The sequence below is a fragment of the Methylomonas methanica genome (assembly GCF_001644035.1).
GTDB lineage: Bacteria > Pseudomonadota > Gammaproteobacteria > Methylococcales > Methylomonadaceae > Methylomonas > Methylomonas methanica_A.
On record NZ_LUUG01000078.1, the window covers coordinates 1 to 22,607 of the forward strand.

Annotated in this window: 18 protein-coding genes; 4 read left to right on the forward strand and 14 right to left on the reverse strand. The window is 54.8% G+C overall.

Translation table 11 applies throughout. The features are described from left to right. Positions 1–29: 29 nt before the first annotated feature. The 4 genes from smbP to A1332_RS24820 all read right to left on the reverse strand — a co-directional run bounded on the left by smbP (position 30) and on the right by A1332_RS24820 (position 9,739). Entirely contained in the window at positions 30–347 is a 318-nt protein-coding gene (gene smbP / locus A1332_RS13380) for a small metal-binding protein SmbP (protein ID WP_064008992.1), read from the reverse strand. 189 nt (positions 348–536) lie between these two features. Beyond that, positions 537–9,239, reverse strand: a complete 8,703-nt coding sequence (locus tag A1332_RS13385; RefSeq protein WP_064008993.1) for a GH36-type glycosyl hydrolase domain-containing protein — start codon at positions 9,237–9,239, stop codon at positions 537–539. Between the two features lie 140 nt (positions 9,240–9,379). Next, positions 9,380–9,538 (reverse strand): DUF3309 family protein, encoded by a 159-nt coding sequence (locus tag A1332_RS24505; RefSeq protein ID WP_064489109.1) that lies wholly within the window; start codon positions 9,536–9,538, stop codon positions 9,380–9,382. 69 nt (positions 9,539–9,607) lie between these two features. Continuing rightward, on the reverse strand, positions 9,608–9,739 hold the full coding sequence (locus tag A1332_RS24820; protein ID WP_020482748.1) for a DUF3096 domain-containing protein: 132 nt from the start codon (positions 9,737–9,739) through the stop codon (positions 9,608–9,610). 492 nt (positions 9,740–10,231) lie between these two features. On the opposite strand from A1332_RS24820, the gene A1332_RS13390 reads away from it, so the two are divergent. Together A1332_RS13390 and A1332_RS13395 are read left to right on the forward strand one after the other, a co-directional pair. After that, positions 10,232–11,281, forward strand: coding sequence for an NAD(P)-dependent alcohol dehydrogenase (locus tag A1332_RS13390; protein WP_064008994.1), 1,050 nt, complete (start codon positions 10,232–10,234; stop codon positions 11,279–11,281). 288 nt (positions 11,282–11,569) lie between these two features. Beyond that, on the forward strand, positions 11,570–12,340 hold the full coding sequence (locus tag A1332_RS13395; protein ID WP_064008995.1) for a Crp/Fnr family transcriptional regulator: 771 nt from the start codon (positions 11,570–11,572) through the stop codon (positions 12,338–12,340). 78 nt (positions 12,341–12,418) lie between these two features. On the opposite strand, the gene A1332_RS13400 is transcribed toward A1332_RS13395, so the two are convergent. The 5 genes from A1332_RS13400 to A1332_RS13420 all read right to left on the reverse strand — a co-directional run bounded on the left by A1332_RS13400 (position 12,419) and on the right by A1332_RS13420 (position 16,898). After that, positions 12,419–13,756: a sensor domain-containing diguanylate cyclase gene (locus A1332_RS13400; protein ID WP_064008996.1), complete on the reverse strand. Its 1,338-nt coding sequence runs from the start codon at positions 13,754–13,756 to the stop codon at positions 12,419–12,421. Between the two features lie 403 nt (positions 13,757–14,159). Then, a complete protein-coding gene (locus tag A1332_RS13405) occupies positions 14,160–14,732 on the reverse strand; it encodes a cytochrome b (protein ID WP_064008997.1) in 573 nt (190 codons plus the stop codon). A gap of 292 nt (positions 14,733–15,024) precedes the next feature. Next, positions 15,025–15,438 carry a carboxypeptidase-like regulatory domain-containing protein gene (locus A1332_RS13410; RefSeq protein WP_064008998.1) on the reverse strand — a complete coding sequence of 138 codons (414 nt, stop codon included), beginning with the start codon at positions 15,436–15,438 and terminating at the stop codon, positions 15,025–15,027. A gap of 171 nt (positions 15,439–15,609) precedes the next feature. Further along, complete coding sequence (locus A1332_RS13415; RefSeq protein WP_064008999.1) at positions 15,610–16,494, reverse strand: OmpA family protein; 885 nt, start codon at positions 16,492–16,494, stop codon at positions 15,610–15,612. Positions 16,495–16,511: 17 nt separating this feature from the next. Beyond that, a complete protein-coding gene (locus tag A1332_RS13420) occupies positions 16,512–16,898 on the reverse strand; it encodes a DUF4398 domain-containing protein (protein WP_064009000.1) in 387 nt (128 codons plus the stop codon). 318 nt (positions 16,899–17,216) lie between these two features. Here A1332_RS13420 and A1332_RS13425 point away from each other — a divergent pair, with 318 nt between their 5' ends. Then, entirely contained in the window at positions 17,217–17,765 is a 549-nt protein-coding gene (locus A1332_RS13425) for a PAS domain-containing protein (RefSeq protein ID WP_064009001.1), read from the forward strand. Positions 17,766–17,772: 7 nt separating this feature from the next. Here A1332_RS13425 and A1332_RS13430 read toward each other — a convergent pair whose 3' ends face one another. The 3 genes from A1332_RS13430 to A1332_RS13440 form a co-directional block, all read right to left on the reverse strand. Further along, positions 17,773–18,081 (reverse strand): hypothetical protein, encoded by a 309-nt coding sequence (locus A1332_RS13430; protein WP_064009002.1) that lies wholly within the window; start codon positions 18,079–18,081, stop codon positions 17,773–17,775. A gap of 238 nt (positions 18,082–18,319) precedes the next feature. Continuing rightward, positions 18,320–18,730 (reverse strand): type II toxin-antitoxin system VapC family toxin, encoded by a 411-nt coding sequence (locus A1332_RS13435; RefSeq protein WP_197491460.1) that lies wholly within the window; start codon positions 18,728–18,730, stop codon positions 18,320–18,322. Then, a complete protein-coding gene (locus A1332_RS13440) occupies positions 18,730–18,972 on the reverse strand; it encodes an antitoxin (protein ID WP_064009003.1) in 243 nt (80 codons plus the stop codon). The genes A1332_RS13435 and A1332_RS13440 overlap by 1 nt, the downstream gene beginning before the upstream one ends. Before the next feature lie 201 nt (positions 18,973–19,173). On the opposite strand from A1332_RS13440, the gene A1332_RS13445 reads away from it, so the two are divergent. Next, a complete protein-coding gene (locus A1332_RS13445) occupies positions 19,174–19,662 on the forward strand; it encodes a septal ring lytic transglycosylase RlpA family protein (protein ID WP_064009004.1) in 489 nt (162 codons plus the stop codon). Between the two features lie 312 nt (positions 19,663–19,974). On the opposite strand, the gene A1332_RS13450 is transcribed toward A1332_RS13445, so the two are convergent. Further along, positions 19,975–20,337, reverse strand: a complete 363-nt coding sequence (locus A1332_RS13450) for a hypothetical protein (RefSeq protein WP_064009005.1) — start codon at positions 20,335–20,337, stop codon at positions 19,975–19,977. Between the two features lie 7 nt (positions 20,338–20,344). Beyond that, on the reverse strand, positions 20,345–22,306 hold the full coding sequence (shc, locus tag A1332_RS13455) for a squalene--hopene cyclase (protein WP_064009006.1): 1,962 nt from the start codon (positions 22,304–22,306) through the stop codon (positions 20,345–20,347). Between the last annotated feature and the right edge of the window lie 301 nt (positions 22,307–22,607).

The window sequence follows — 22,607 nt, forward strand, 5'->3', positions numbered from 1 at the left end:
ACCCGCCGTTTGTTCGTATACCGTTAGCATTATTGCGCCGCATTCAAATGCAAAACGGCTTCTTCCGCTGATTTTTTTGCTAAATCGGTATGGCCGTGTTTGGCGTGTGCGGCTGCCGCATCCAGGCTGATGACACCGGCTTTCAAGTGCCCGTCAACGACCTTAATATGACTCTTGGCCGCATCGGCGTGATTCACGATGGTGTTTACATCACCGGCCTTGGCCGCGGTTTGCGCATGCTCAAGTGCCAGCCCTATATGGCTTTCCGCCGCATACACCTCGATGGCGGCAATGCTCAACAGCATAACGGCACCTATACCGATCAGTTGCTTAGGGATACTTTTCATGTGTGTCCTTGGTTGAGATTTAGTCTGGCATTCCACTTTGAGAATGACTGGTTAGTGGAATAGGCGTTATTTAAAGACCGGCTGGAGTAGCTCAGACCCACGCCCCCGGCCCCGGTTTTTCAGCGCTCAGCGCACGCAATAGGGTTAATTGCCGGGCGCAGTCGGTATGGCGGCGCACGCTGAAACGGCTTAACTACCCAGCAACACCAGCACTTCATGCTGTTTTCCGTCGTCCAGCAAGCTGATGCCGTCGCCAGGCACTTGCTTTACGCCATCCAGCGCTAGGCTGGCAATCCCTCGCATCGCGCGATTCGGGTTATCAACTTGGATTTGATAAACACTGGAGCCGTGCCGATAATTCATGCTGTAATTCTGCCAAGCTCTGGGTATGCAAGGTTCGAACAGCAAACGCTCGCCGCGCACCTGTAAACCCAGAACGGATTCCAGCCCGGCTCGATAAAACCAACCCGAAGCACCGGTGTACCAAGTCCAGCCGCCACGGCGGGCGTGCGGTGCTTCGGAATAAATATCCGCCGCCAAGACATAAGGTTCTACCTTATAGGCATAAACCCCGGTGCGGCTGGTAGTGCGCTTGATCGGATTCAGCATGCGCAGCAATTCGCCAGCCTGATCGCCTTCGCCGAGCATGGCATAGGCAATCACCGACCAGATCGCCGCGTGGGTATATTGCCCGCCGTTCTCGCGAATGCCGGGCGGATAGCTTTTGATATAACCGGGATCGCGATCGGTCTTGTCGAACGGCGGCGTGAACAACAACAGCAAATCGTCGCCGTAGCGCACCAGATATTCGCGTACTGATTCCATCGCCCGCCTTGCCCGTTCCGAGTCGGCAGCGCCGGAGATGATGCCCCAGCTTTGCGCAATGGAATCGATACGACATTCGGCGTTTGTCGCCGAGCCCAAGGGCGAACCGTCATCGAAATAGGCCCGACGGTACCAGGCACCGTCCCAGCCTTCCGCTTCGACGGCGATGCGCAGTTGTCCGGCATGCTCAAGCCAACGCTCAGCCCGCTCGTTGTCGCCGCGCGTTTCGGCGATGTCGGCAAAATCAGACAAGGTCTTGATCAGGAACCAGGCCAGCCAGATGCTCTCGCCCTGCCCCCGATTGCCGACCCGGTTCATACCGTCGTTCCAGTCGCCGCTGCCGATCAAAGGTAAGCCGTGCGCGCCGGTGGCCAGACTTAAATCCAGCGTCCGCGCGCAATGTTCAAACAGACTGGCTTCTCGCACGGTTTCAGTAGGATGAAAATACGCATCGTCCTGCTCTGCGGCTAACTCCGGTCCTTCCAGAAACGGTAATAATTCCTCCAGTACCGCGTTATCGCCGCTGACTTTTAGATAGTGCGCGACCACAAACGGCAGCCAGACCCGATCGTCGGAAAACCGGGTGCGCACGCCGCGACCGGTGGGCGGATGCCACCAATGTTGCACGTCGCCCGGTTCGAACTGCCGGGCGGCGGCGCGCAGAATATGTTCCCGCGTCAAATCGGGCCTGGTCACCACCAAGGCCATGCTGTCCTGCAATTGATCGCGAAAACCAAACGCGCCGCCTACTTGATAGAAGGCCGCCCTCGCCCACATTCGGCAGCTCAAGGTTTGGTACAACAGCCAGCTATTCAACAGCACATCCAGCTCGCGGTCCGGGGTTTTGACTTGCACCTTACCCAGTATCGTCTGCCAAGACTGCGTGACCTCGGCAAATGCCGTGGCCACGTCAATCGTGCGATGCTTGCGAATCAATTCGGCAGCATGTAGCTTGTCCTGGCCCTGCCCCAGTAAAAATACAATCTCGATCTTTTCGTCGGGGGCTAACTCTATGCCGGTTTGCAAAGCCGCGCACGGGTCCATGCCGGCACCGACCCGGTTTTTTAACGGTTTACGGTTCAACAAGCCGGCTGGCGCGTCCAAACTGCCGTTACGGCCAAGAAACTCCGCGCGATTGGCCGTCCAGCCAGTCTGCCGTCCACCCAAATCGGCAAAGGCAACGCGTGTCCCAAATTCCTGATCCCAAGGGTTGTAGGCCAGCATGGCCCCGGTTTCCGCATCCAATTCCGTGACAATATGCGGTGCGGTGATGCTGCGCGAGGCACCGAGCACCCATTCCAAATAGGCCGTTACGCTCAAACGCCGGCGGCGGCCGGAGACATTGGTCAAGGTCAATGAGGAGATTTTGATCGGATCGTCCGGGCTGACGAATTGCAATAATTCGCTGTGAATACCATGCGAAACATGCTCGAAGCGGCTATAGCCCTGGCCGTGCCGAATCAAGTAGCTGGCATTGTCTACCCGGATCGGCAGCGCGGTTGGGGTCCACAATTCCGATGTTTCGTCGTCGCGAATATAAAACACTTCGCCCGGCGCATCGCTGACCGGATCGTTAGACCACGGCGTTAATTGGTTTTCGCGGCTATTGCCGCACCAGGTACAGCCACTGCCCAATTCGGACACCGTAAAGCCGAACTCCGGATTGGCGATAACGTTAATCCACGGCGCCGGCGTGCTCTGGCCTTTATCCAGCACGATCACATATTCGCGGCCGTCTTTGGCAAAGCCGCCCAAACCGTTGAAAAACTCCAGCGGCGGCACGGCCAAGGCCGTTGTTTCGCTTGCCGGCAACAACAAGGGAGTTTTAGCGATATAAGGCATGGCCGGGCGCGGATGCCGCAATAATTGTTCGGCCAAGGTACCGCGATTGCCAACCAACATGGCTCTTGCAGATGCTTGCAACAAGCGCCGTTCTTCCTGAGAGAGCAAGCTGGCCTGTAGCACGAAAATAGTGCCTTGCTGGCCGTGTTCTGACGACGCCGAACGCGCCTGATTTTCCCGCACCAAGGTTTCCAGTAAATTCTGCAAGTCCTCGATGTACGAGACTTCTTTTTCATTCAGAATCAACAGGTCTACGGCAAGACCTTTAATCCGCCAATACTCATGCGCGCGCAGCAATTGCTCGACAATGCCGCGATCTTCCGGTTCGGCGACCCGCAGTAATAAAATAGGTCTATCGCCGGAAATACCGTAGCGCCACAAACTGGTTACATTCAGCGCATTCAATTGCAGGAACTTACCGGCCGGCCGTAATGACGGATCGGCATAAAGCAAACGATTGGCCAGCATCTGGAATAACTGCGCCTCATCGGGTTTGGTATGCAAATGGTGCAGTTGCACATGAGCATGGGTCCAGGCCAAGGCCGATACCCTTTCCCATGCCATCAGGTTGTGATACTTGTCGGACAAATCCGCAGCGGCTTGCCGTGACGCGGCGACCAGGGTGGTAAAGGTCAAGTGTTCGGTGGCGCCGGCTGCGATTTTAATGCGGGCGCGCAAACTGAATATCGGATCGAGCACCGAGCCGACGGTATTACTTAACGGCCGGCCGTCCATGACCGCCAACGGTTCGCGCAGAGTTTGGCCGCGGCCGATGAAACGGGCCCGGTCGGTTTCGTATTGCAAACCATCGCCGGTTTGCCGATCCGCCAGCACATGCGCGGCCCACAATTGCGGGTCTTCGGCGGAACGTTGCCGGCGATGCGCGAGTAATGCTCTGGTCTGCGGCAAGTATTCGGTCTGCACAAATAAATTGGAAAATGCCGGATGGGCAATATCGGCCTGCATCGTCGTCAACACGATTTCCGTATAAGACGTTACTTCGATTTCCCGCTCGTGCATGCTGTTATTGGTCAAACTTAGCCGGCGGATTTCCGCATCGTCTTCCGGCGATACCACGATTTCCAAGGTAGTGACTATCGCGCCGTCGGTGCGGGTAATTCGCGCTCTATCTTCCACAAATACGACTTCATAGTGTTCGGGGTTAGCCGTAGTCGGCTGATAGCCGGCCGACCAGACCTGACCACTATCGACATCGCGCAGATAGAGATAACTACCCCAGGCATCGCGGGTGGTATCTTCGCGCCAACGCGTTACCGCCAGATTCCGCCAAAGGCTATAACCCGATCCGGCAGCGGTAATCATCACCGCATAAACCCCATTGGACAGCAGCAGCGTGGACGGCACGGACGACATCGGCGACGGCACGCGGCGCACCGGCGGTTGCACCGTTTCCTTCACGTCGGATAGTTCCTGCAACAATGGCAGCACACTGGTATCGGCGCCGTGCGGGATACGTTCTTGTAACAATAAGTCCGCCGACTGAATCAGCGCGGCACGGTGGAAGCGATGCCGCATCGACCCGTCGTGCACCACATTGGCAAACGCCACCAGCGACATGCCTTGATGATGCGCCATATAGCAACGCACCATGGCCACGCGCTGCCCTTCCGCCAGGCGGACGGGTGTGAAATCCAGCGCCTCATAAAAACCATAACGCCCCAGCGCACCTTCCCGTTCCAGTCGCGCGAAGTTTTCCACCGCGGCATGCGGCAGATACATAGCCGCCAAGGCCGTGGCGTAGGGCGCTATCACCAGCTCTTCACCCAAGCCGCGCTTCATGCCCAAACCGGGTACGCCAAAGGCGGAATATTGATAGGTAAAATACAAATCCCGGCCGTTGAACGCGGATTCGGACACCCCCCAAGGTATGCCGCGTTCCTTGCCGTAGGCGATCTGCCGTTTCACTACCAAGCGGCAGGTCTGATCCAGCAGACTATAGCGCGGCGTAAAAGTCACCAGCGACGGCATCAGGTATTCGAACATCGATCCGGACCAGGACAGTAAAACCGTGCCATGCGCGACACGCGTCACCCGCCGGCCCAAATGGAACCAATGGCTGCTGGGCACGTCGCGTTTGGCGATGGCGATAATGCTGGACAGTCTGGCTTCGGAGGCCAGCAAGTCGTAATAACTGGGATCAATGGCCCCTTCTGCCACCCGGTAACCGATGGCAAACATATGCCGACTGGTATCGTACAAAAACCGAAAATCCATGTCCCGGAACAAGCCTTCCAGGTGCTCGGCCATGAATTCAACACGTTGATGCAAAGCTTTGGCTTGGTCGCCAGCCCGGCGTAACAGCACAATCAAGGCCTTTTGCGCAGATGTCGCGGCTTCCGGTTGCGCATAGTCTTCGTGGTCCGCCCAAAGCGCATAATGATTGGGCAGTTTGCATAGCGGCGTCTCCAGACCGAATGGGTGATTTTGCTCGGCATTCTGCGAACATAGCGAGGGGTATTGATCGGGGAAATGAATCCAGGGAATCAAGGTAGCCACGTCGCGGGCATGCGAACGGATGTCGTCGCATAAAAACCCAGCCCAAGCCAGCACTTCGTTATCCTGGCTATCGCCGCGTTCGACGGCATGGGCATTAGCCAGATCGAGCAAGGCATTGGCGCAAACCGTCAACTGCTGCCAGAGCACACTCCACTCCGCCACATCGGCCGGGCGCCTTGCCAACAGTTCGCTTAGCATCGCGGTTTTTTGCCTAAGCTCCCGCAAGGTAACCGTCAGCGTGCGCCGGTCGTCGCTGATAGTGGCCAAGGCGTTCAGCAATAAACGATGGGTATCGGCCAGTCCTGTCAACGCATTGTTTAAATCCAGCGGCTTGTTTGCAATTTCCCGGCAGGCTTGCGCCAGTGTCAGCAAATGACCGGCCAGATTGCCGCTATCGACGGTGGACACATAGCGCGGTTCCAACATCTGCAAATTGCGGGTGTCGTACCAGTTATAAAAATGTCCGTGTAGTTTAGGTAAGTCGGTCAGGGTTGCCAGGGTGGCTTCCAGACGCTCGACGGTGTCGGTCAAACCTAGCCAGCCGAAATCACGGGCGGACACCACCGACAACAAATACAGACCGAAATTGGTCGGCGAACTGCGATGGGCGATAACCGCTTGCGGATCTTCCTGAAAATTATCCGGCGGCAGATAGTGTTCTTCCGGCGTGACAAAGGTGGTAAAAAACCGCCAGATGCGCCGGCCATACAGACGCAATTGTGCGCTATCGGCCGGCAACAGCGCTTCGGCAACATCGATTTTAGGCGGCAGACTCAAGGCCCGCGCTACTACCGGCGCCAACCACCACAGCAACAAAAACGGCGCGGCCGCGACTATCGAGTCCGGATTGAACAGCACCACCAACGCGCCGGCACCAAACACCACCGAGGACGAATGGCTGAGCGGGCGGATCAAATTCTTCAACGCATACCCTGCCCCTGACTTGGCCTGCAAGGCTGTCACCCATTTCAACAGTTTGCGGCGAGTGATGAACAGCCTCACCAAGGTGGTAACGATGGCATCGGTCATCAACCAGGCTTGTTGGGCCAGCAGCGTCAGCGCCACCAGGCTGTTGCACAGCGCCCAAGCCACGTTCTCCAGGGCTCCGCGCAGATGCGTCGCCAAGGAAATGCCGCGCCGGGGCGCGGTAAAACCGGCGGTAACCGCTAAAACCGCCGGAAACGCCAAAGCCGTCAGCACAAAACCGATCAGGGTTAAGAGCGGCGCATGCGGGATGGCCCAAGTCACCACCAAGCCGGAAAATGCCGCCGGTGCCGACAGCGAGCGGCGCAGGTTATCCAGCATCTTCCAACGGCCTATCATCGGCATGCCCTTGCCGCGTTTACCGAAAATCCAGGGTATCAGCTGCCAGTCGCCGCGTGTCCAGCGGTGTTCGCGTGAGGCAGCGACTTCGGTATGCGATGGGTATTCTTCAAAAAACTCGATATCGCTGACCAAGCCGCAGCGCACATAAACGCTTTCGAATAAATCGTGACTGAGCTGAGTATTGTCCGGTACCCGCCCGGCCAGTGCGGCTTCAAAACTATCGACGTGATACAAGCCCTTGCCGCTATAGGTGCCCAAGCCAAACAGGTCCTGATACAGTTCCGATACCGAGCTGGAGTAAGCGTCGGTGCCGGAGGCCCCGGCAAAAATTTGATGGAACATCGAGCGTTCCTGGCGTTGCGGCAAGGTCGGTGTGACTCGGGGCTGCAAGATGCCGTAACCGTCCACTATGGTCTGGCTCTCGGCATCGAACACCGGCTTATTTAGCGGATGTGCCGCCACCCCGACCAATTGTGCCACCACACCCATAGGTAATTTGGTGTCGGCATCCAAGGTAACCACATAGCATATGCCGGACGGCGCAACTGCCGGCTGGCCGGCTATCGGCAAAAACGAGGTGTCGGTAGCGCCGCGCAACAGCCGATTGAATTCCTGCAACTTGCCGCGCTTGCGTTCCCAACCCATCCATTTGCTTTCGCTGGCGTTCCACAAGCGTTTACGGTGAAATACAAAAAAGCGTTGCTGGCCGTACTTGGCATTCAAGGCGTTGATCGCCCCAATCGCCACACTCAACAGTTTGTCGTCATTGGCCTGAGTTTCATGTTCCGCATCCGCCCAATCCGACAGCAGCGCAAAGCGCACCGCACCGTCAGGGTTGGCCAGATAGCGGATTTCCATTTGTTCGACTTGCTGCCTTACCCCGGCTTCGCTGACAAACATCGTCGGCACTACCACAAAGGTACTTAATGCTTCCGGTACGCCGTCTTTCAATTCCAGACGCGGCAAATGATTGGGCGGCAAGCCGGCCACAATGAAATGATTCATCAAACCAACGGCGATATCCGATGCCGGAAATATTAATACCAGGCCCAGCAACGCCAATTGAAAGCCGTTCAGTCCGGCGGCACTGGATATGCTCAAGGGCAAAGCCAGTAAACCCAGGGTCATTAATCCCAAACTGCCGACATAAGCCAGTCCGGCATGACTGACGTACGTGCGCAGTAACCGTTGTTTGAAGGTGGGCCGATAGTGCATTTTGGTTTCAAACGCATAACGGCCGGCACCGATCAAATAGTATCCCGGCTCCATTTGCCGTTCGTCGCTGCTGTCTTGATCTATGGCGATTTGCACCTCGGCGATGGCCAATTGCGCAACCTCGACTTCCGATACCGGCGAGCGCTTGGCTAGTTCTTCTATGGCATGCCGGTAACGGTCGCGCGTCAGAAAGTCCATGGCCGCGTAGCCTTCATGCACGCGCAAACAGTCGTCAACCAGGCTGACGTCCTCGACAAACTGCGGCCAATCGAAAGCGGAGATGGCGCGCATGCTGGTGATGATATTACGCACCGTCATATTGTCGGCGATTTGCGCCGCGTGCTCCCGGTGCACGATGTCGTCCAGACTGAGGCCTTGCTCGCCGAGCCAATCGCTGAGGAATTTCAAAGACAGGGCTATCGCCGGATGCGGATCGTGCGAGCGCTGCAAAATCTGCACGGCATAGGCTTGGCGCAAGGGTTCGGCCGGCAACACGCCTGCCGGAATAGCCGGGTCCGGACTATCACTGCGCGCAACGATTTGCTCGACATGATCGACAAACTCATCCGCCAAGCGCCGGCCGTTTTGCGAACGCATGATGCTAACCGCCAAACGGCGCAGATTTTCGACCAGCAACACCCGCAGCGTAATGGGGATAGCCCATAGTTCGCCCAGGGTTAGCGGCTCGACACTTTGATAAGCTTTGACAAACAGATTCAGCAAATCCGGCGCAAAACGGCTGTCGGTGTGCGCCACCAAAGCCCAGGCAATGCCGTAAACGCGCGGATAGCCGGCTAATACCCCTTCGGCTAGCTTGGGTAGTTCTCGCGAATAACTTTCCGGCAAATCGACGTGAATATCGCTGACTTGCTCTTCGATGACATGAAAATTATCCAGCAGCCATTCCGCCGCAGGCGTGATGGCATGCTGCTCGCGCACCGCCTTAGCGACGGCTTTATAAGCTTCCAGCAAGACCAAGGCATTCTCGCGGACCCGAGGAATCAGTTTGTGGCCTTTCTTCAGCGTGGTGATTTTTTGGGCTTTTGCCAGACTGACCGCATGCTGCTCCAGGCGCTCGGTATTGAATAACTCAAAACGAATCGGCGCTTCCTCGCCGCCCGGATGCTCGCTTCTAACATGCCGCCGTTGTTCTCGCCGCTTGGCCATGGGTGAATGCTCCGTTCTGATGAATGTGGTCGACAATCGCCTGTTGACGACGTTGATTGGGTCCTCGCTGGGAGGCTGCCGGCGGAAAGACCGGTTGGGCCGAGGCTAATCGAACCCAACGTGTCTTTTGAGAGGTGTAACTAGATTTTGCCGAGTACCAGTAGAATCAATATGATGACCAGCACCAAACCTAAGCCGCCGCTGGGTCCATAACCCCAGGAGCGGCTGTGATTCCAAACCGGGATGACGCCGAGCAGCATCAGAATTAGGACGATGAGTATTAGTGTGCTAAGTGACATGGTAGTGCTCCTTCAGAAGTGTGGACGTTAACGTGAACGGTACAAATCGGCTTGGGTTTAACACGCCGGTTACCGGTGTATCAGTCCCAATACCCCCACGACGATCAGATAGACCGCCACGAAATAATTCAGGAACCGGGGCACGACTAAAATCAGGATGCCGATCACCAGCGCCAATAAGGGTTCGATTGCCAGATTCATGATAAACCTCCGCGAATAGTGGAGATCAGAGCTTAACCCGATGAGCTGGCAGGGTCTGTACGCTATCGCACACACCTGTTTCGAACCGCACTTCTAATTAAACTCAGTGGCTTTGCAGGAATAATCTGAACACTAGAAGCCCGTGTCGCAGAATAGTTGTCACCTTCTGTGCACTGACATACCTGTGTTGGATAGCGAACGGACAGTCGAAAAGGTTTCAACGCATAATGGAAGTTAGTGGTAGTTGACAACCCGACGCGAAGGCTTCAAGGAAAAAGGTCCGGCTCGTTAAAACCTTCTACCCTCCAAGCCAACCATCCGCAACGGACTCAGCCAACCGTCACGATAAAGATAGCCATCCCGTATAGCGCACCTTTTGCGCTGCGCTTACGTCGCTCGCGCCGACCTGCAACCGCCCGGCCTGACTCAGGTGCTTGGCCTGTGTGGTGTACGAGTCATTTTTCCAATTCTATCCACGAAGGAGTACTCACCATGACCATCAAAGCCTATGGCGCCCAAGCAGGTGACCAGCCACTTGAACCCATCGCCATCAACCGGCGCGCGCCGACCGCACACGACGTTCAAATCGACATAGCTTTCTGCGGCGTCTGTCACTCGGATGTCCACCAGGTACGATCCGAGTGGGCGGGAACGCTTTACCCTTGTGTGCCGGGGCACGAAATTGTCGGTCGCGTGTCCGCACTAGGCGCACACGTCTCAAAATACGAGATTGGCGATCTGGTAGGCGTCGGCTGCATGGTCGATAGTTGCCAGCATTGCGATGATTGCGACGAAGGCCTTGAGAACTACTGCGACGAGATGGTTGGCACCTACAACGGTCTGACTGAAGATGCACCCGGCTACACTTTAGGCGGCTATTCGCAGCAGATTGTGGTGCACGAACGCTTTGTGTTGCGCATTGGCCACCCAGAGACGCAACTGGCTACTGTCGCACCTTTGCTTTGCGCGGGCATCACCACCTACTCACCGCTGCGGCATTGGCAGGCAGGGCCCGGTAAGAAAGTCGGCGTGGTCGGCATCGGCGGATTGGGCCATATGGGCATCAAGCTGGCGCATGCGATGGGCGCGCATGTGGTCGCGTTCACCACATCCGAATCCAAGCGCGAAGAGGCTAAAGCCTTGGGTGCGGATGAGGTTGTTGTCTCCCGCAATGCCGATGAAATGGCCGCACATGCCAAAAGCTTTGACTTTATTCTGAACACTGTCGCCGCACCGCATGATCTGGATGCGTTCCTGGTCCTGCTCAAGCGCGACGGTACGATGACCTTAATCGGCGCGCCGGCCACCCCACATCCTTCACCGCAGGTGTTCAACTTGATCCTGAAACGCCGCTGCCTAGCCGGCTCACTGATCGGTGGCATCCCCGAAACCCAAGAGATGCTGGATTTCTGCGCCGAACTCGGCATCGTCGCGGATATTGAAATGATCCGAATTGACGAGATCAACGCTGCCTATGAGCGCATGCTTAAGGGCGATGTAAAGTACCGCTTTGTAATCGATTGCGCGAGCCTGGTCGCATAGTCATCTGCCTGCCAATAGGCTTTGGTAAATGAACTGCATTGGCCTATTCGCAATGCCGGCCTGCGGAACAAAAACCGCACGCAAGCAGCTGAGTGTGGGTAACCGATAGCAGTCCTTGTTGATATTTTCGATGGCGAGACACAAAACTGCGCAGACAGCCAAATAATACAATGCAAATATTTGCAGTTGAATGATCAGTAGTTGGCGCAGTTATGATTAGGTATACTGATTAAGGTCCTGTATCGAATTTCAACAGCCTGTTAACTTTTCAGTTTCAAAAGCGTCGAAATGCCCGCCAAACCTGAGCCGCAACACAATCATCTTCTCGCGGCCTTGTCGCCGGACGTGCAAAGCCGTTTGTTCCCTTATCTGGAACTGGTGCCCTTGCCGTTGCGCGCGCTGCTGTATGAATCCAGGCGGCCCATGCGCCACGTCTACTTTCCCACGGACTCGATAGTGTCGCTGCAATATATGATGGAAAACGGCGCATCGACCGCGATCTCCGTGGTGGGCAATGAGGGCTTGCTGGGCATCACCTTGTTTCTGGGCGGCGAAAGCACGCCGAGCCGGTCGATGGTACAGAGTGCCGGTTTTGCTTATCGGCTCCCCAGGCTACAGGTGAAACAGGAATTCAACCGCCACGGTCAGTTGTTGATGCTGATGCTGCGTTACACGCAAGCCTTGATCACGCAAATCTCGCAGACTGCGGTGTGCAACCGGCAACATTCTATCGACCAGCAGCTCTGCCGCTGGCTCCTGCTTTCCATGGATCGCCTGTCTCACAACCACTTAACCATGACACAGGATTTCATCAGCAATATGCTGGGCGTTCGCCGCGAAAGCGTCACCCAGGCCGCGTTAAATTTGCAGCAGCTGGGTGTGATTTCTTATTCGCGCGGGTTGATCAAGGTGCTCGACCGGCCGAAACTTGAAACGCTGAGTTGCGAGTGCTACAGCGTGGTCAAGAAGGAAACGGATCTGCTGCTAGATTACCTACCGCAACGCCGCGTGATCACGAATACCGATGCTATCCCCACTGCGACGCTTCCAACGCTGTAGGCAAAGGGATGTCAATAAAAAGAGCGCCTGAGGACAAAGCTGGGCAGGTCTTGCAAAAGCTATGTGCCATTAGCCCATTCAATGCGTCTGCTCGGGTGAGAAAAAATTGACCTGATTACGACCCTTATTTTTCGAGGCATACATTGCCGAATCCGCATGATTAACCAATTCGTTGGCAAAGGTCGTATCCTGCGGGGAAAGCGCCACGCCAATGCTAGCCGAGATTTGAATGGTATGGTTGCCAAGATCGAAGGGTTCGGCCAGCCGCTGCCGAATTTTTTCGGCAACTATTTCAACGTGCTCCGGATTTTGTAAGTTTTTCAAGATAACGATAAATTCATCACCCCCTAAGCGTGCGGCGGTATCGCTTTCCCTAACACAGGCGTGAATGCGTTCCGCCGTTTGCTTTAGCAAACTGTCGCCAGCCTCATGGCCGAACTGATCATTGATTTCCTTGAAATAATCCAAGTCGATAAACAGCAGTGCAATCGGCGAACCAAAACGGTGGGAATGTTTGACAGATTCTTCCAGCCGATGGGTGAAAAAGCTGCGATTGGGCAATCCGGTTAAATCATCGTAGTTGGCCTTAGTCCAGTTATTATGTTCCGACGCTCTACGTTCGGTGACGTCGTGCCCTATACAGACCACTGACTCCAGCTCACCTTCTTTATTGAACACCGGTGTAAATACATAGTCATGCCAGACGATTTTTCCGGAGATGGCTGTATAGGGCGCTTCCCGGCTAACAGACCCTTTAGAACGAATGACCTGCTCCACTTGTCCTTGTAGCTCTGCCGCAATCGGCACGTGCAGATCGTAGCAATTTTTTCCTAACATTTCCTCCATCGTCAGGCCGAATAAATCCTTCAATTGTTTGTTCGCGTACACAAACCTGCCTTCAAGGTTAAAGCTGAAAATCAGATCGGGGCCACACGCCAGAATCGTCTCGAACATGCGGGAGTCGTATTCTTTTTCTGTCGAGTAACCGACCACTGACTCGGTGATCGCCTGATCGATGGCTTCATTGAAGCGGATCAGATCGCCCAAGTCTGTTTCGGCATTAAGCTGCTTGAAATCCTGCTTTATCCACAGTCTGGTCACACTGGCACGCAGGGCACGGAATTCGGCCACTGTGGAATTCAGACTGAAACCTGCCGCTAAACGTTCCGATCCATGCGTGGTGGCTGCGGTAACCGAACCATCAGAGATTTGTTGACCCTTCGCCTTTTGCTTTTGATCCTTCGCGGACTGAGGACGAGCGAGATCAGAGGCAATCGTCAGCAGCATCAGCCTGAGGTGATCACCCAATTCACGCTTATTCATGCCGTCTGCGTCAGAAAGGTATTTTGCGGCGAATTCTTCCCATTCATGCAAGATACCTTCAAGATTTTCAAGGATAAGTTTATCAAGGCGCATAGTAATCTCGTTTTCTATAAGTGTTGCCGGGCCAGGAGGTTGGATCGTCAGGTTCTAAACGCCAAGTATTTCGTTCGCCATCTAAACCATCGAGCTTTTTTCTCGGCCATCCGGGCTCGGAGCTTGAACGATGGAGAAAATAGCTGCGACGGCCGGTCTTGCAGTGAGAACGTTGTAGCAAACAGCACGGAAAGCCGAGCTCGGCGCGCGAGCCATCCAGCAGATAACTCAGACAGCCAAGCTCAAAGCTTGAGCGATGAAGTAAATAATTCCGACCGCCGAGCTTAGAGCTCAAGCGATGCCGCAAACAGCTCGGTCAATCCGGCGCGGTACTGGAATGTTGTCGCAAATAACTCGAATGCCGGAGTTTAGGCAACAACCTTATTCGATCTGGCAGGCTCGGTTATTCGGGCACGTCCGTGCTGGTAGTGCAGCACTTCGGCAGCATCCGTCGCAGGGTGTTATCGCGTAGCATATAGTGATGATATAGCGCGGCGGCGCTATGCAAGCCAATCAGAAAATAACCCAATGTACCGACGGTTTCGTGAAAACCCTCTATCAATTCGGCAAAGCTCTTGCTTTCGCCGATCAGAGCCGGCAGTTGCAAACCGAAAAACGGAATCGGCTTGGCTTCCGCACTGAGCAACAGCCATCCAGACAATGGCATGACTATCATCAGCGCGTACAGGGTCAGATGCATGGAGCGGCCCAGCAGTTTTTGCCAGCGCGGCGGTTCGGGTTGGATAGCCGGAAACCGCCCCTGAAACATAAACAACAGACGCGGCCCGATCAATACCAATAGGCTTAGACCCAGCATAAAATGCCAGGCTTTCATGGCCTCGCGCGGATCGCTGCCCTTGGGAAACAGCTCGCGTAGTTCGATGCTGGCGTATATCGCGACAAACAACAATACGATTATCCAGTGCAGCGCCATTGACAGCGTGCCGTAACGCTCGGTGTTATTTAGCCATTTCATGGATTCCTCCGTCTATTTGGGACATTTTAATATCGCAGCGGGTAGATTCGATTGCTTCGCAGGTGCTGCGAAACTGAATTAATCTTAGCAGGAACGGGTACAGTCCACGATGAGTGTGTGGTTCAAACATTCTGCTAGCGCTGGCCAATTGACCCGGCCCTTATATTCCCTGTGGCCGTCATCCCTGCAAAAGGAGCGACGATATTAAAGGCCTGGCAATACTCGCCGTCGCGCACACTCTGCGGCTGAATGTATCGCGGGCTCTTGTAGGAATCACGCTTAGCTGACGACTCTAGTTATTAGGCCAAGTAAACGACAGCGGCGACCGGTGTTTGTGGTCTATCGTTACGGTTTTACGAATCTCTTGTCCGGCATGCTCGACGCTAATTCGATACCGGCCGGGTTTGAGTTTGGCAAACAATATCGGGCCATCGGCTACCGTCTCCAGCACGGTCTGATTACTTGCGCCGCTAATTCTAACGGCCACGTCGCTGAGATACTCGCCAGTAACTTGCATGGAAAATTGCAAGCTCAGGTTGTAATCGGAGCGCACCGCTTGCAGCGCATCCCGTTCATCGCCGCCTATCCCGCCGCTGACAAAAGCCACATCGCCTTGGGTTTGAATACGCAGTGGCGATGAATCCGCACTAGCGGAAAAGCTGTAGATAAGCCAAGGCAAAATCAGTGCATAGTGGATTAGTTTCATGGTCCTTGCTCCGTGGTCTGGGAAATCCGGGTGCCGTACAAGCTTGTCCCGACCGCGGACTAAGCGCTCAGCCCGAACGGAATGCCTGCGTAAGCATATCGTCGCTCCCGCGACAGCGGGAGCCCAGCGAGATCAAGCTGTATCAGGTAATGACAAATTGTCTGAATAGCACTAACGCGCGGCAATATTGCCCTTCTCGTCCGACATGATAATTTCCACTCGGCGATTCAACTGCCGGCTGGATGCGGTATCGTTACCGGCAACCGGATATTCCTCGCCGTAACCGCGAGTTCTAACACGGTCAGTGTTTACACCGGCATCCACCAAAGCGGTGCGCACGGCATAGGCGCGGCGGTCGGAGAGTTCCAGATTATGCTCATCGCTGCCCCGGCTGTCGGTATAGCCTTCCACCAATACTTTGTAGTCGGGATATTCCTTCAGGAAATCGCCAATTTTGTCGACGTTGCGCAGACCGCCGGCTTGTAACTGGGCTTTATTAGTGCGGAACAACACGTCACCCAAGGTAATTACCAAACCGCGTGCGGTTTTCTTCGCATTCAGTTGGTTGATCAAGATTTCCTGCTGCGCGATCAAGGCTTCGTCGCGCTCGCTATTAATGCCGGCGATGACCAATTCGGTTGCTTGCCGGTCCACGGTCAGTTGACTCGCCGCCGCTTGGCGTTTGGCAGCATCCGCTTCCGCGGTTCTGGCATCGAGACGCACCTCGTTGCGCTTGGCTTCGGCGCTATTGACCGCCTTTTCCGCGGTTTTGCGTTTGGCGGTTACCTGCGCGATAGCGACTTGCTGGTTAGCAATATAGGCCAGATGGGTAACGCCTTCATCCTCGTCGTCCTTGGCATAAGCGTCATCGGCTTTTTTCAGCGTATCTCCTGCCTGTTTCATCTCCAGTTCCGCCAGCGTGCTGACCTCGGAATTGATACGGGCGTTGTTGTAACTGTTGTGAGCATCGATCAACGATGCATTGGGTACGGCGCTACAGCCGGCGGCGACCGCGGCAGCAATTAGGGTTAACGATAAATAGCGATAGGTTTGCATAGTAGACTCCATTTTAATTATTGCGTGACGCGATTAAGTTCTTCGCGTAACACGCGATTGCCTTCCTGCAGTTCTTTAGCGGCCTTTTGCGCCTTGGCGGCACGTGCGGTGGAGGCCGCCAGTTGGGCATCCACCTGGGCTTGTTCGGCTTGCTGTCTGGCTATTAGATAATCTTCGCGTGCCATCGCCCGTTCGGCGGCGTCCATTTTTTCCATGGCTGATCGCAAAGCGACCGGGGCAAATTCGTTGCCGCCAGCGCTGCTGGCACTGTTCACTGCCGCCTTGGACACCGCCATTTGCTCGGTCGGCGCCGGTAGGCTCGCGCAACCAGCGGCAAACAGCGCCGCGACTAAACCGATGCCGTGGATCGTCCTAGACGAGTCGGGGTATGTAATTTTTTTCATGATTTTTATCCTGTGAGTTAAACATCGAATAGCATCGCTAACCGGCTTTCCAGGCTAGGCCGTTGCGGCTGGCTAGCGATTCGCCCTTTGAAATATTCATGTCCCAGGCCTGAGCGGGTGATAGGATTAATAAGGTCGCGGGTTGGGAAAGCGTTGCAAGCGATTAAACGCCTTTGTGCGATGAAACACAGTTCGTTAGCGTACATAGGCCAAACCCGACCGGTGCATCGGCAAGTAAGGCCGATGCAAACCGGATCCAACCTTTTCAAATAATTACCCACACAATTCGTCGAACATTCGACCTGGAGAACGCAAGGCATGAACCAAAAATGGGATGGAATCGAACGGCGTAAGTCGCTGAGGGAGAAAGCCGAAGCCATGGTGGCCAGCATATCGCCCGAGGAAATGATGACTAAACCGGCGGAAATGCTGTTGCATGAATTGCTGGTGCACAAGATAGAACTGGAGATGCAAAACGACGAGTTGCAAAGAACGCATGCCGCCTTGGCCGAGGCGAGAGACCGCTACCGGGATCTGTACGACTTTGCCCCGGCCGGCTATCTCGTTATCGATGCCTCCGAATACATCGCTGAAATTAACCTGACGGGTGCGGCTTTATTGGGCATCACGCACGATTCTTCATCGCCACTGCGGTTCTCAAAGTTTGTATCTGCCGAACACTTCGACCGTTGGCATATTCAGTTCCGCAATATGATGGATTTAATCCACACCGAGAGACTGGCACTAGAGTTAACGCTGGTCCGCCCGGATGGAACGCTGTTTAGCGCGCATCTGGATTGCCAATGCCGGGAATTGGGCGAGGCTCCGGTGCTGCTGGTGTCTGTTACTGAGACAGGGCTATCCTAAAAGCCTGCTATTGGGTGTCAGGCACATATAAGCTTTGAATTAGTTTTCGTTCTTCGCTGGTTAACACGACCCGGGAATACTTTTGTCCGGCGCGCTGCTGTTCCGACGCCTGAGCGTGGCGTCTATCGGCAATGCGCCTATCGTCCACCCGGCGAATATGATCGCGCCGGTCGACTTTCGGCCAAGCCAGATAGGCATTTTTGATATGTTCCAGCCACTCCGGCGAACCAAACGGATAAGCAACCTGCCGTCTATCGCTTAAACGTCGGGTTTGCGCGGATCGGCGCGCTTGTGCTCGCAATTCATGGGCGCTCATATCCCGTTTCCTCCTTCGTTGTTTAATCAGGCGGCTTCATATTACTCGCCGATTATCCGCTTGCCGGTTGGTTGAGTATGTACGGCAGGATACATAGAGCGCGCATTAGGCACAAAACTGGGCCTGATTAGTAGGCGGCCGCAACTGAAGCCGTGCGTGTCTTCAAATCGTCATGAAGGATTACCGGATTTTAGAATGGCAAACGCCAGGATTATCAGGCGTCAACCGGCGCCGACACTTAAACGCCCGTCAGCCAGTCTTCGATAGTCAAAACACCATCGGGAACCAAGCTGAATGCTTTGTCATGGGTAACAAGTATGGTTTTGGCCGCTATTGCATGCGCGGCGATCATCATGTCGAGGGCCCCAAGTGTAATGCCGACCGACATGCAAGAAGCACGTAAATCGCCATAAACGGTGGCAACTTGCTCGTCCCAGGGCAATGTCTCGACACGAAAAAGAAATTCCCGGATCAGTTTTGCCAGGGTGGCGGGATGTCCCTTACGGGCTAAGCCATATAACAGTTCGCCTTGTGTGACTGCGGATATGGTAATACTGTCCATCGGCAATGACGCCAACTTGTGTCGAATCTCCGGGGGATGGCTTTTGATAATATAACTGGCCATATTGGTATCCAGCATATAGCGCATCAAAACAAATCCCGCTCTTGGCTCGGCAGGTCTTCGCGATCCGCCATGAAATCGGCAGGAATCTTTGTGCGGTCGGCAAGCTCGAAAAACTCCGCCCAGGATACCGGTTTGGGCGACAGAATAACTTCGCCCGTCACGGCATCACGACGAATAAATACTTCCGCTCCCGGAAAACGGAATTCTTTCGGAAGCCGCAGCGCTTGGCTCCGGCCAGTGATAAATAACTTCGCAGTCGTATGCATATCCCCCCCTTTTTAATAGCTATCAGAAGTATATATCATGACTTGGTATGTATTACTGATATTTATCAAACTGATTCAGTAAGAGTAAGGCATAGATAAACCGTAAACCGCGTAATAACCAGAAAACTAGGTGCGCTAGCGTACAGACCTGATAGCCGCAATCCGCGCATGCTTAACCTGTAAATCAGCAGGAGAACGGCCATGATCATTCATCGCAAGCTTTCGGGATTCATCGGTGCCTTATTGATAGGTTTATGGGCGAGTGCCGGCTGTCGCTCGGATCGCAACAGCGAGCAAAACCAGCAGCAATCGCCTGACCAAGCCGGCACATCCAACGAATCCAAGCATAAGGAAGTCGGTGAAGCATCGTGGTACGGACCGGGCTTTCATGGCCAGGAGACGGCCAGCGGCGAGACCTTCGATCAGAAACAACTCACCGCCGCGCATCCGAGTTTGCCGATGGGCACCAAAGCGACCGTGACCAATCTGGATAACGGTAAAAAAGTCGACGTAACCATCAACGATAGGGGCCCGGCGGCCAAAGAAGACAGAGCCATAGACCTATCCAGCGCAGCGGCTAACAAGCTGGATATGAAAAAAGACGGCACTGCACAGGTCAAGATAGAGACTAAATCCACCAAGAAAACCCGCGCGAAAACCGGCAAAGCCAAACTCGCGGCAAAGCCTTAGGTCACTATCATCAGCGTTAGCGTATAACGTCGTGATGCTCGCTCTCCTCACCGCTACCCTTTCCATCCGCAGAGGGGGCAGGTTTTTGGCAATTTGCCGGGGTTTGGATTTGCTGAACCAGCTTCATCACCCGACCCTTTAATATTATCGCTCCGCTGAAGGCGGGAGCCCAAGGGCAATGCCGTTAAGTTAAGGCACCTCCCCCTTTGAAAAAGGGGGATCGAGGGGGATTAATTTAGATAATCTCCCCTGCCCCTCTTTTTCAAAGAGGGGAATGACGAATCAAAGGAACCCAAGCGACGGATTACTAGCCTATCTCTTCTGCAGAAAATACCAGAGCGGCACCAGCATGCCAACGCCGGCCACCACACCTAACAGCCACATCAAGATTCTGCCGAATACCGTGAGCAAAAAATCGACGCCTTCTTGGTTGGTAGGGAAATAGACTAAGGGAATCCGGGTTTTCAGTTGTTTGGGCACAAAACTCCGCACATCGAGTACGAACACCGCCACGCTCAGAAGCGCGTAGATCACAAAAAATGCCACAACTTGCGGATCGGCAATGCCAATATCAATTACACCGCTGGTGTTAAGGATGGCAAGCAAGGTCAGCGGTGCCGATAGCGACAAGCCGGTGACGAATGCGGTGGTTCGGGTTGCGTGAGGAAAGGCCATAATGGTTTTATCGGTCTGCCCGCGCGTTGCGATAACGAGCCAGCGCCCACAAGGGGAAAAATTTGTCGTAGCCGTGGTACTTCAGATAAAAAAACTTGGGAAAACCCGGCGCGTTGAAACACTCGTCGCGCCAGAAACCGTCGGCCTGTTGATTTCTCAGCAGATAGTCCACGCCGTCCGCTACCTCTGGGCAGTCGTATTCCTTAGCGGCCAGCAATGCCATGACGGCCAAGGCGGTATGAAATGCGGTACTGCATTCGAATTCACCGCGAATCCTGGGGTCGTGATAGCCGATATTGCCCTCGCCCCAGCCGCCATCGGCGCGTTGTTTGGACTTCAACCAAATCGCGGCCCGGCGCACGCTGGTGTCGTCGGCTGCAATGCCGGCCGCGGCAAATCCCAGCAACACCGACCAGGTGCCGTAGATGTAGTTAGTGCCCCAGCGCCCGAACCAGGAACCGTCGGCTTCCTGCTCGGCGCGTAAATACGCGACGCATCTGTCGATAACGGCGCGATGCTGCGGCTGTTGCTCGTCGAGCTTACCTAACAGCATGATGCAACGCGCACTCACATCGGCGGTTGGCGGGTCCAGCAGCGCGCCGTGGTCGGCAAACGGAATTTGATTTAAATAATAATGATCGTTGTCGGCATCGAAAGCGCCATAGCCGCCATTGTGCGACTGCATGCCGGCAATCCAGTTTGCGGCGCGTAGGATATTCTCGGCAAACACCGGTGTATCGGCTTGCAGCATGGCGTAAGCCACCACGGCGGTATCATCGACATCCGGATAATAGCTATTGCCGAATTGAAAAGCCCAACCGCCGCCGGCCAAGTTCGGACGCTGCACGCGCCAGTCACCCGGCTCGTCGCTTAATTGTTTGCTCGCCAGCCAGCGCAAGGCGGATTGGGTGGCTTGTAGACTCTGCGGATCATGCTCTTGGCTATCGGCTTCCTGCAAAGCCAGCACCGCCAAACCGGTATCCCAGATCGGCGACACGCAAGGCTGGCAGTACGCCGTATCATCTTTCACTACCAGCAATTTATCGATGGCCGCCCGGGCGATTTGCCGCTGTGCGTTATCCGGCGGAATGCCCAGATAATCCATCGCTTCATAAGCATTGACCATCGCGGTAAATATTGCCCCCAGCCCGTCGTAGCCATTCAAACGCGCCATGAACCAATCCGTGGCTTTGGCAGTGGCCTTGCGGCGAATATAGCCGGGTAGCAATGGTTCCAACAATCGGCCGAGACGATCCAGCACTAAAATCGCTTTACCCAACGGGGTTTTGACATGGGAAAAATAATGCACTTCTTGATCGGCTGGCGTCAGAAACAATTCGGCGATAGCGATGCTGCGCGGATTGCGGGCTTTGACCTGATAGGTACACAAAATCGACAGCGGCACCATCACAGTCCGCGACCAGTAAGAGACTTTGTCGATATGAAACGGAAACCACTTCGGCAACAGCATGATTTCCACCGGAATAAACGGCACGCCGCGCCAGGGGATTTGTTCGAACATCGCCAGCATGATGCGGGTAAACACATTGGCCTTGGCCGCACCGCCTTGCATTAATATCCATTCGCGGGCTTTGACCATATGCGCCGCGTCCATACTATCGCCGGCCATTTTTAAGGCGTAATAGGTCTTGATGGTGCAGCTAAGGTCGCCTGGGCCGCCTTTATATAACGGGTAACTGCCGTCGGAGCCGACCTGGCTGCGCAGGAAGTTGGCAATTTTGGCTTCCAGCGTGGTGTCAATTTCGGCCATGAAATGCATCATCAGGATGTATTCGGCGGGGATGGTGCAATCGGCTTCCAGCTCGAACACCCAATAACCGGCCGGGTTTTGTAAACCCAGCAAACCAGACTTGGCTAAGGCAATCGCGGCATCCGGATTTGCCGGAGCGGAGGCAGCAACGGTGTGTTCAAAATCCGCACCGGACAGTGACGAGTTTTCTATTAACATGATTTATTCTCTGATTTCACTGAGCAGGCAGGCATTTCACCGGGGATCGCACCGTACATAGCGTAAGGCCGGTCAAAAAAAACCGCCGCAACTGAAGAACGTTGCTGCGGCGAGTCGCACACATGGTCATGGAGGCCCTGTAAAGTGAAGACCGATTGGGGTATAAGCTAAAACCGCCTTCTCCCAAGTCGCAAATAGATAGGGTAATAGTCTGCTCAATTCCGGTCTGTACGTTACCGCACATAAGCCGGTTGGTGCTCGATGCAGAAAAACGCCAACCGCTCTGTTCCCTACCGCACAG

Coding starts and splice junctions, on each gene's coding strand:
- smbP (WP_064008992.1), bottom strand. CDS start 347: ATGAAAAGTATCCCTAAGCAACTGATCGGTATAGGTGCCGTTATGCTG.
- A1332_RS13385 (WP_064008993.1), bottom strand. CDS start 9,239: ATGGCCAAGCGGCGAGAACAACGGCGGCATGTTAGAAGCGAGCATCCG.
- A1332_RS24505 (WP_064489109.1), bottom strand. CDS start 9,538: ATGTCACTTAGCACACTAATACTCATCGTCCTAATTCTGATGCTGCTC.
- A1332_RS24820 (WP_020482748.1), bottom strand. CDS start 9,739: ATGAATCTGGCAATCGAACCCTTATTGGCGCTGGTGATCGGCATCCTG.
- A1332_RS13390 (WP_064008994.1), top strand. CDS start 10,232: ATGACCATCAAAGCCTATGGCGCCCAAGCAGGTGACCAGCCACTTGAA.
- A1332_RS13395 (WP_064008995.1), top strand. CDS start 11,570: ATGCCCGCCAAACCTGAGCCGCAACACAATCATCTTCTCGCGGCCTTG.
- A1332_RS13400 (WP_064008996.1), bottom strand. CDS start 13,756: ATGCGCCTTGATAAACTTATCCTTGAAAATCTTGAAGGTATCTTGCAT.
- A1332_RS13405 (WP_064008997.1), bottom strand. CDS start 14,732: ATGAAATGGCTAAATAACACCGAGCGTTACGGCACGCTGTCAATGGCG.
- A1332_RS13410 (WP_064008998.1), bottom strand. CDS start 15,438: ATGAAACTAATCCACTATGCACTGATTTTGCCTTGGCTTATCTACAGC.
- A1332_RS13415 (WP_064008999.1), bottom strand. CDS start 16,494: ATGCAAACCTATCGCTATTTATCGTTAACCCTAATTGCTGCCGCGGTC.
- A1332_RS13420 (WP_064009000.1), bottom strand. CDS start 16,898: ATGAAAAAAATTACATACCCCGACTCGTCTAGGACGATCCACGGCATC.
- A1332_RS13425 (WP_064009001.1), top strand. CDS start 17,217: ATGAACCAAAAATGGGATGGAATCGAACGGCGTAAGTCGCTGAGGGAG.
- A1332_RS13430 (WP_064009002.1), bottom strand. CDS start 18,081: ATGAGCGCCCATGAATTGCGAGCACAAGCGCGCCGATCCGCGCAAACC.
- A1332_RS13435 (WP_197491460.1), bottom strand. CDS start 18,730: ATGCGCTATATGCTGGATACCAATATGGCCAGTTATATTATCAAAAGC.
- A1332_RS13440 (WP_064009003.1), bottom strand. CDS start 18,972: ATGCATACGACTGCGAAGTTATTTATCACTGGCCGGAGCCAAGCGCTG.
- A1332_RS13445 (WP_064009004.1), top strand. CDS start 19,174: ATGATCATTCATCGCAAGCTTTCGGGATTCATCGGTGCCTTATTGATA.
- A1332_RS13450 (WP_064009005.1), bottom strand. CDS start 20,337: ATGGCCTTTCCTCACGCAACCCGAACCACCGCATTCGTCACCGGCTTG.
- shc (WP_064009006.1), bottom strand. CDS start 22,306: ATGTTAATAGAAAACTCGTCACTGTCCGGTGCGGATTTTGAACACACC.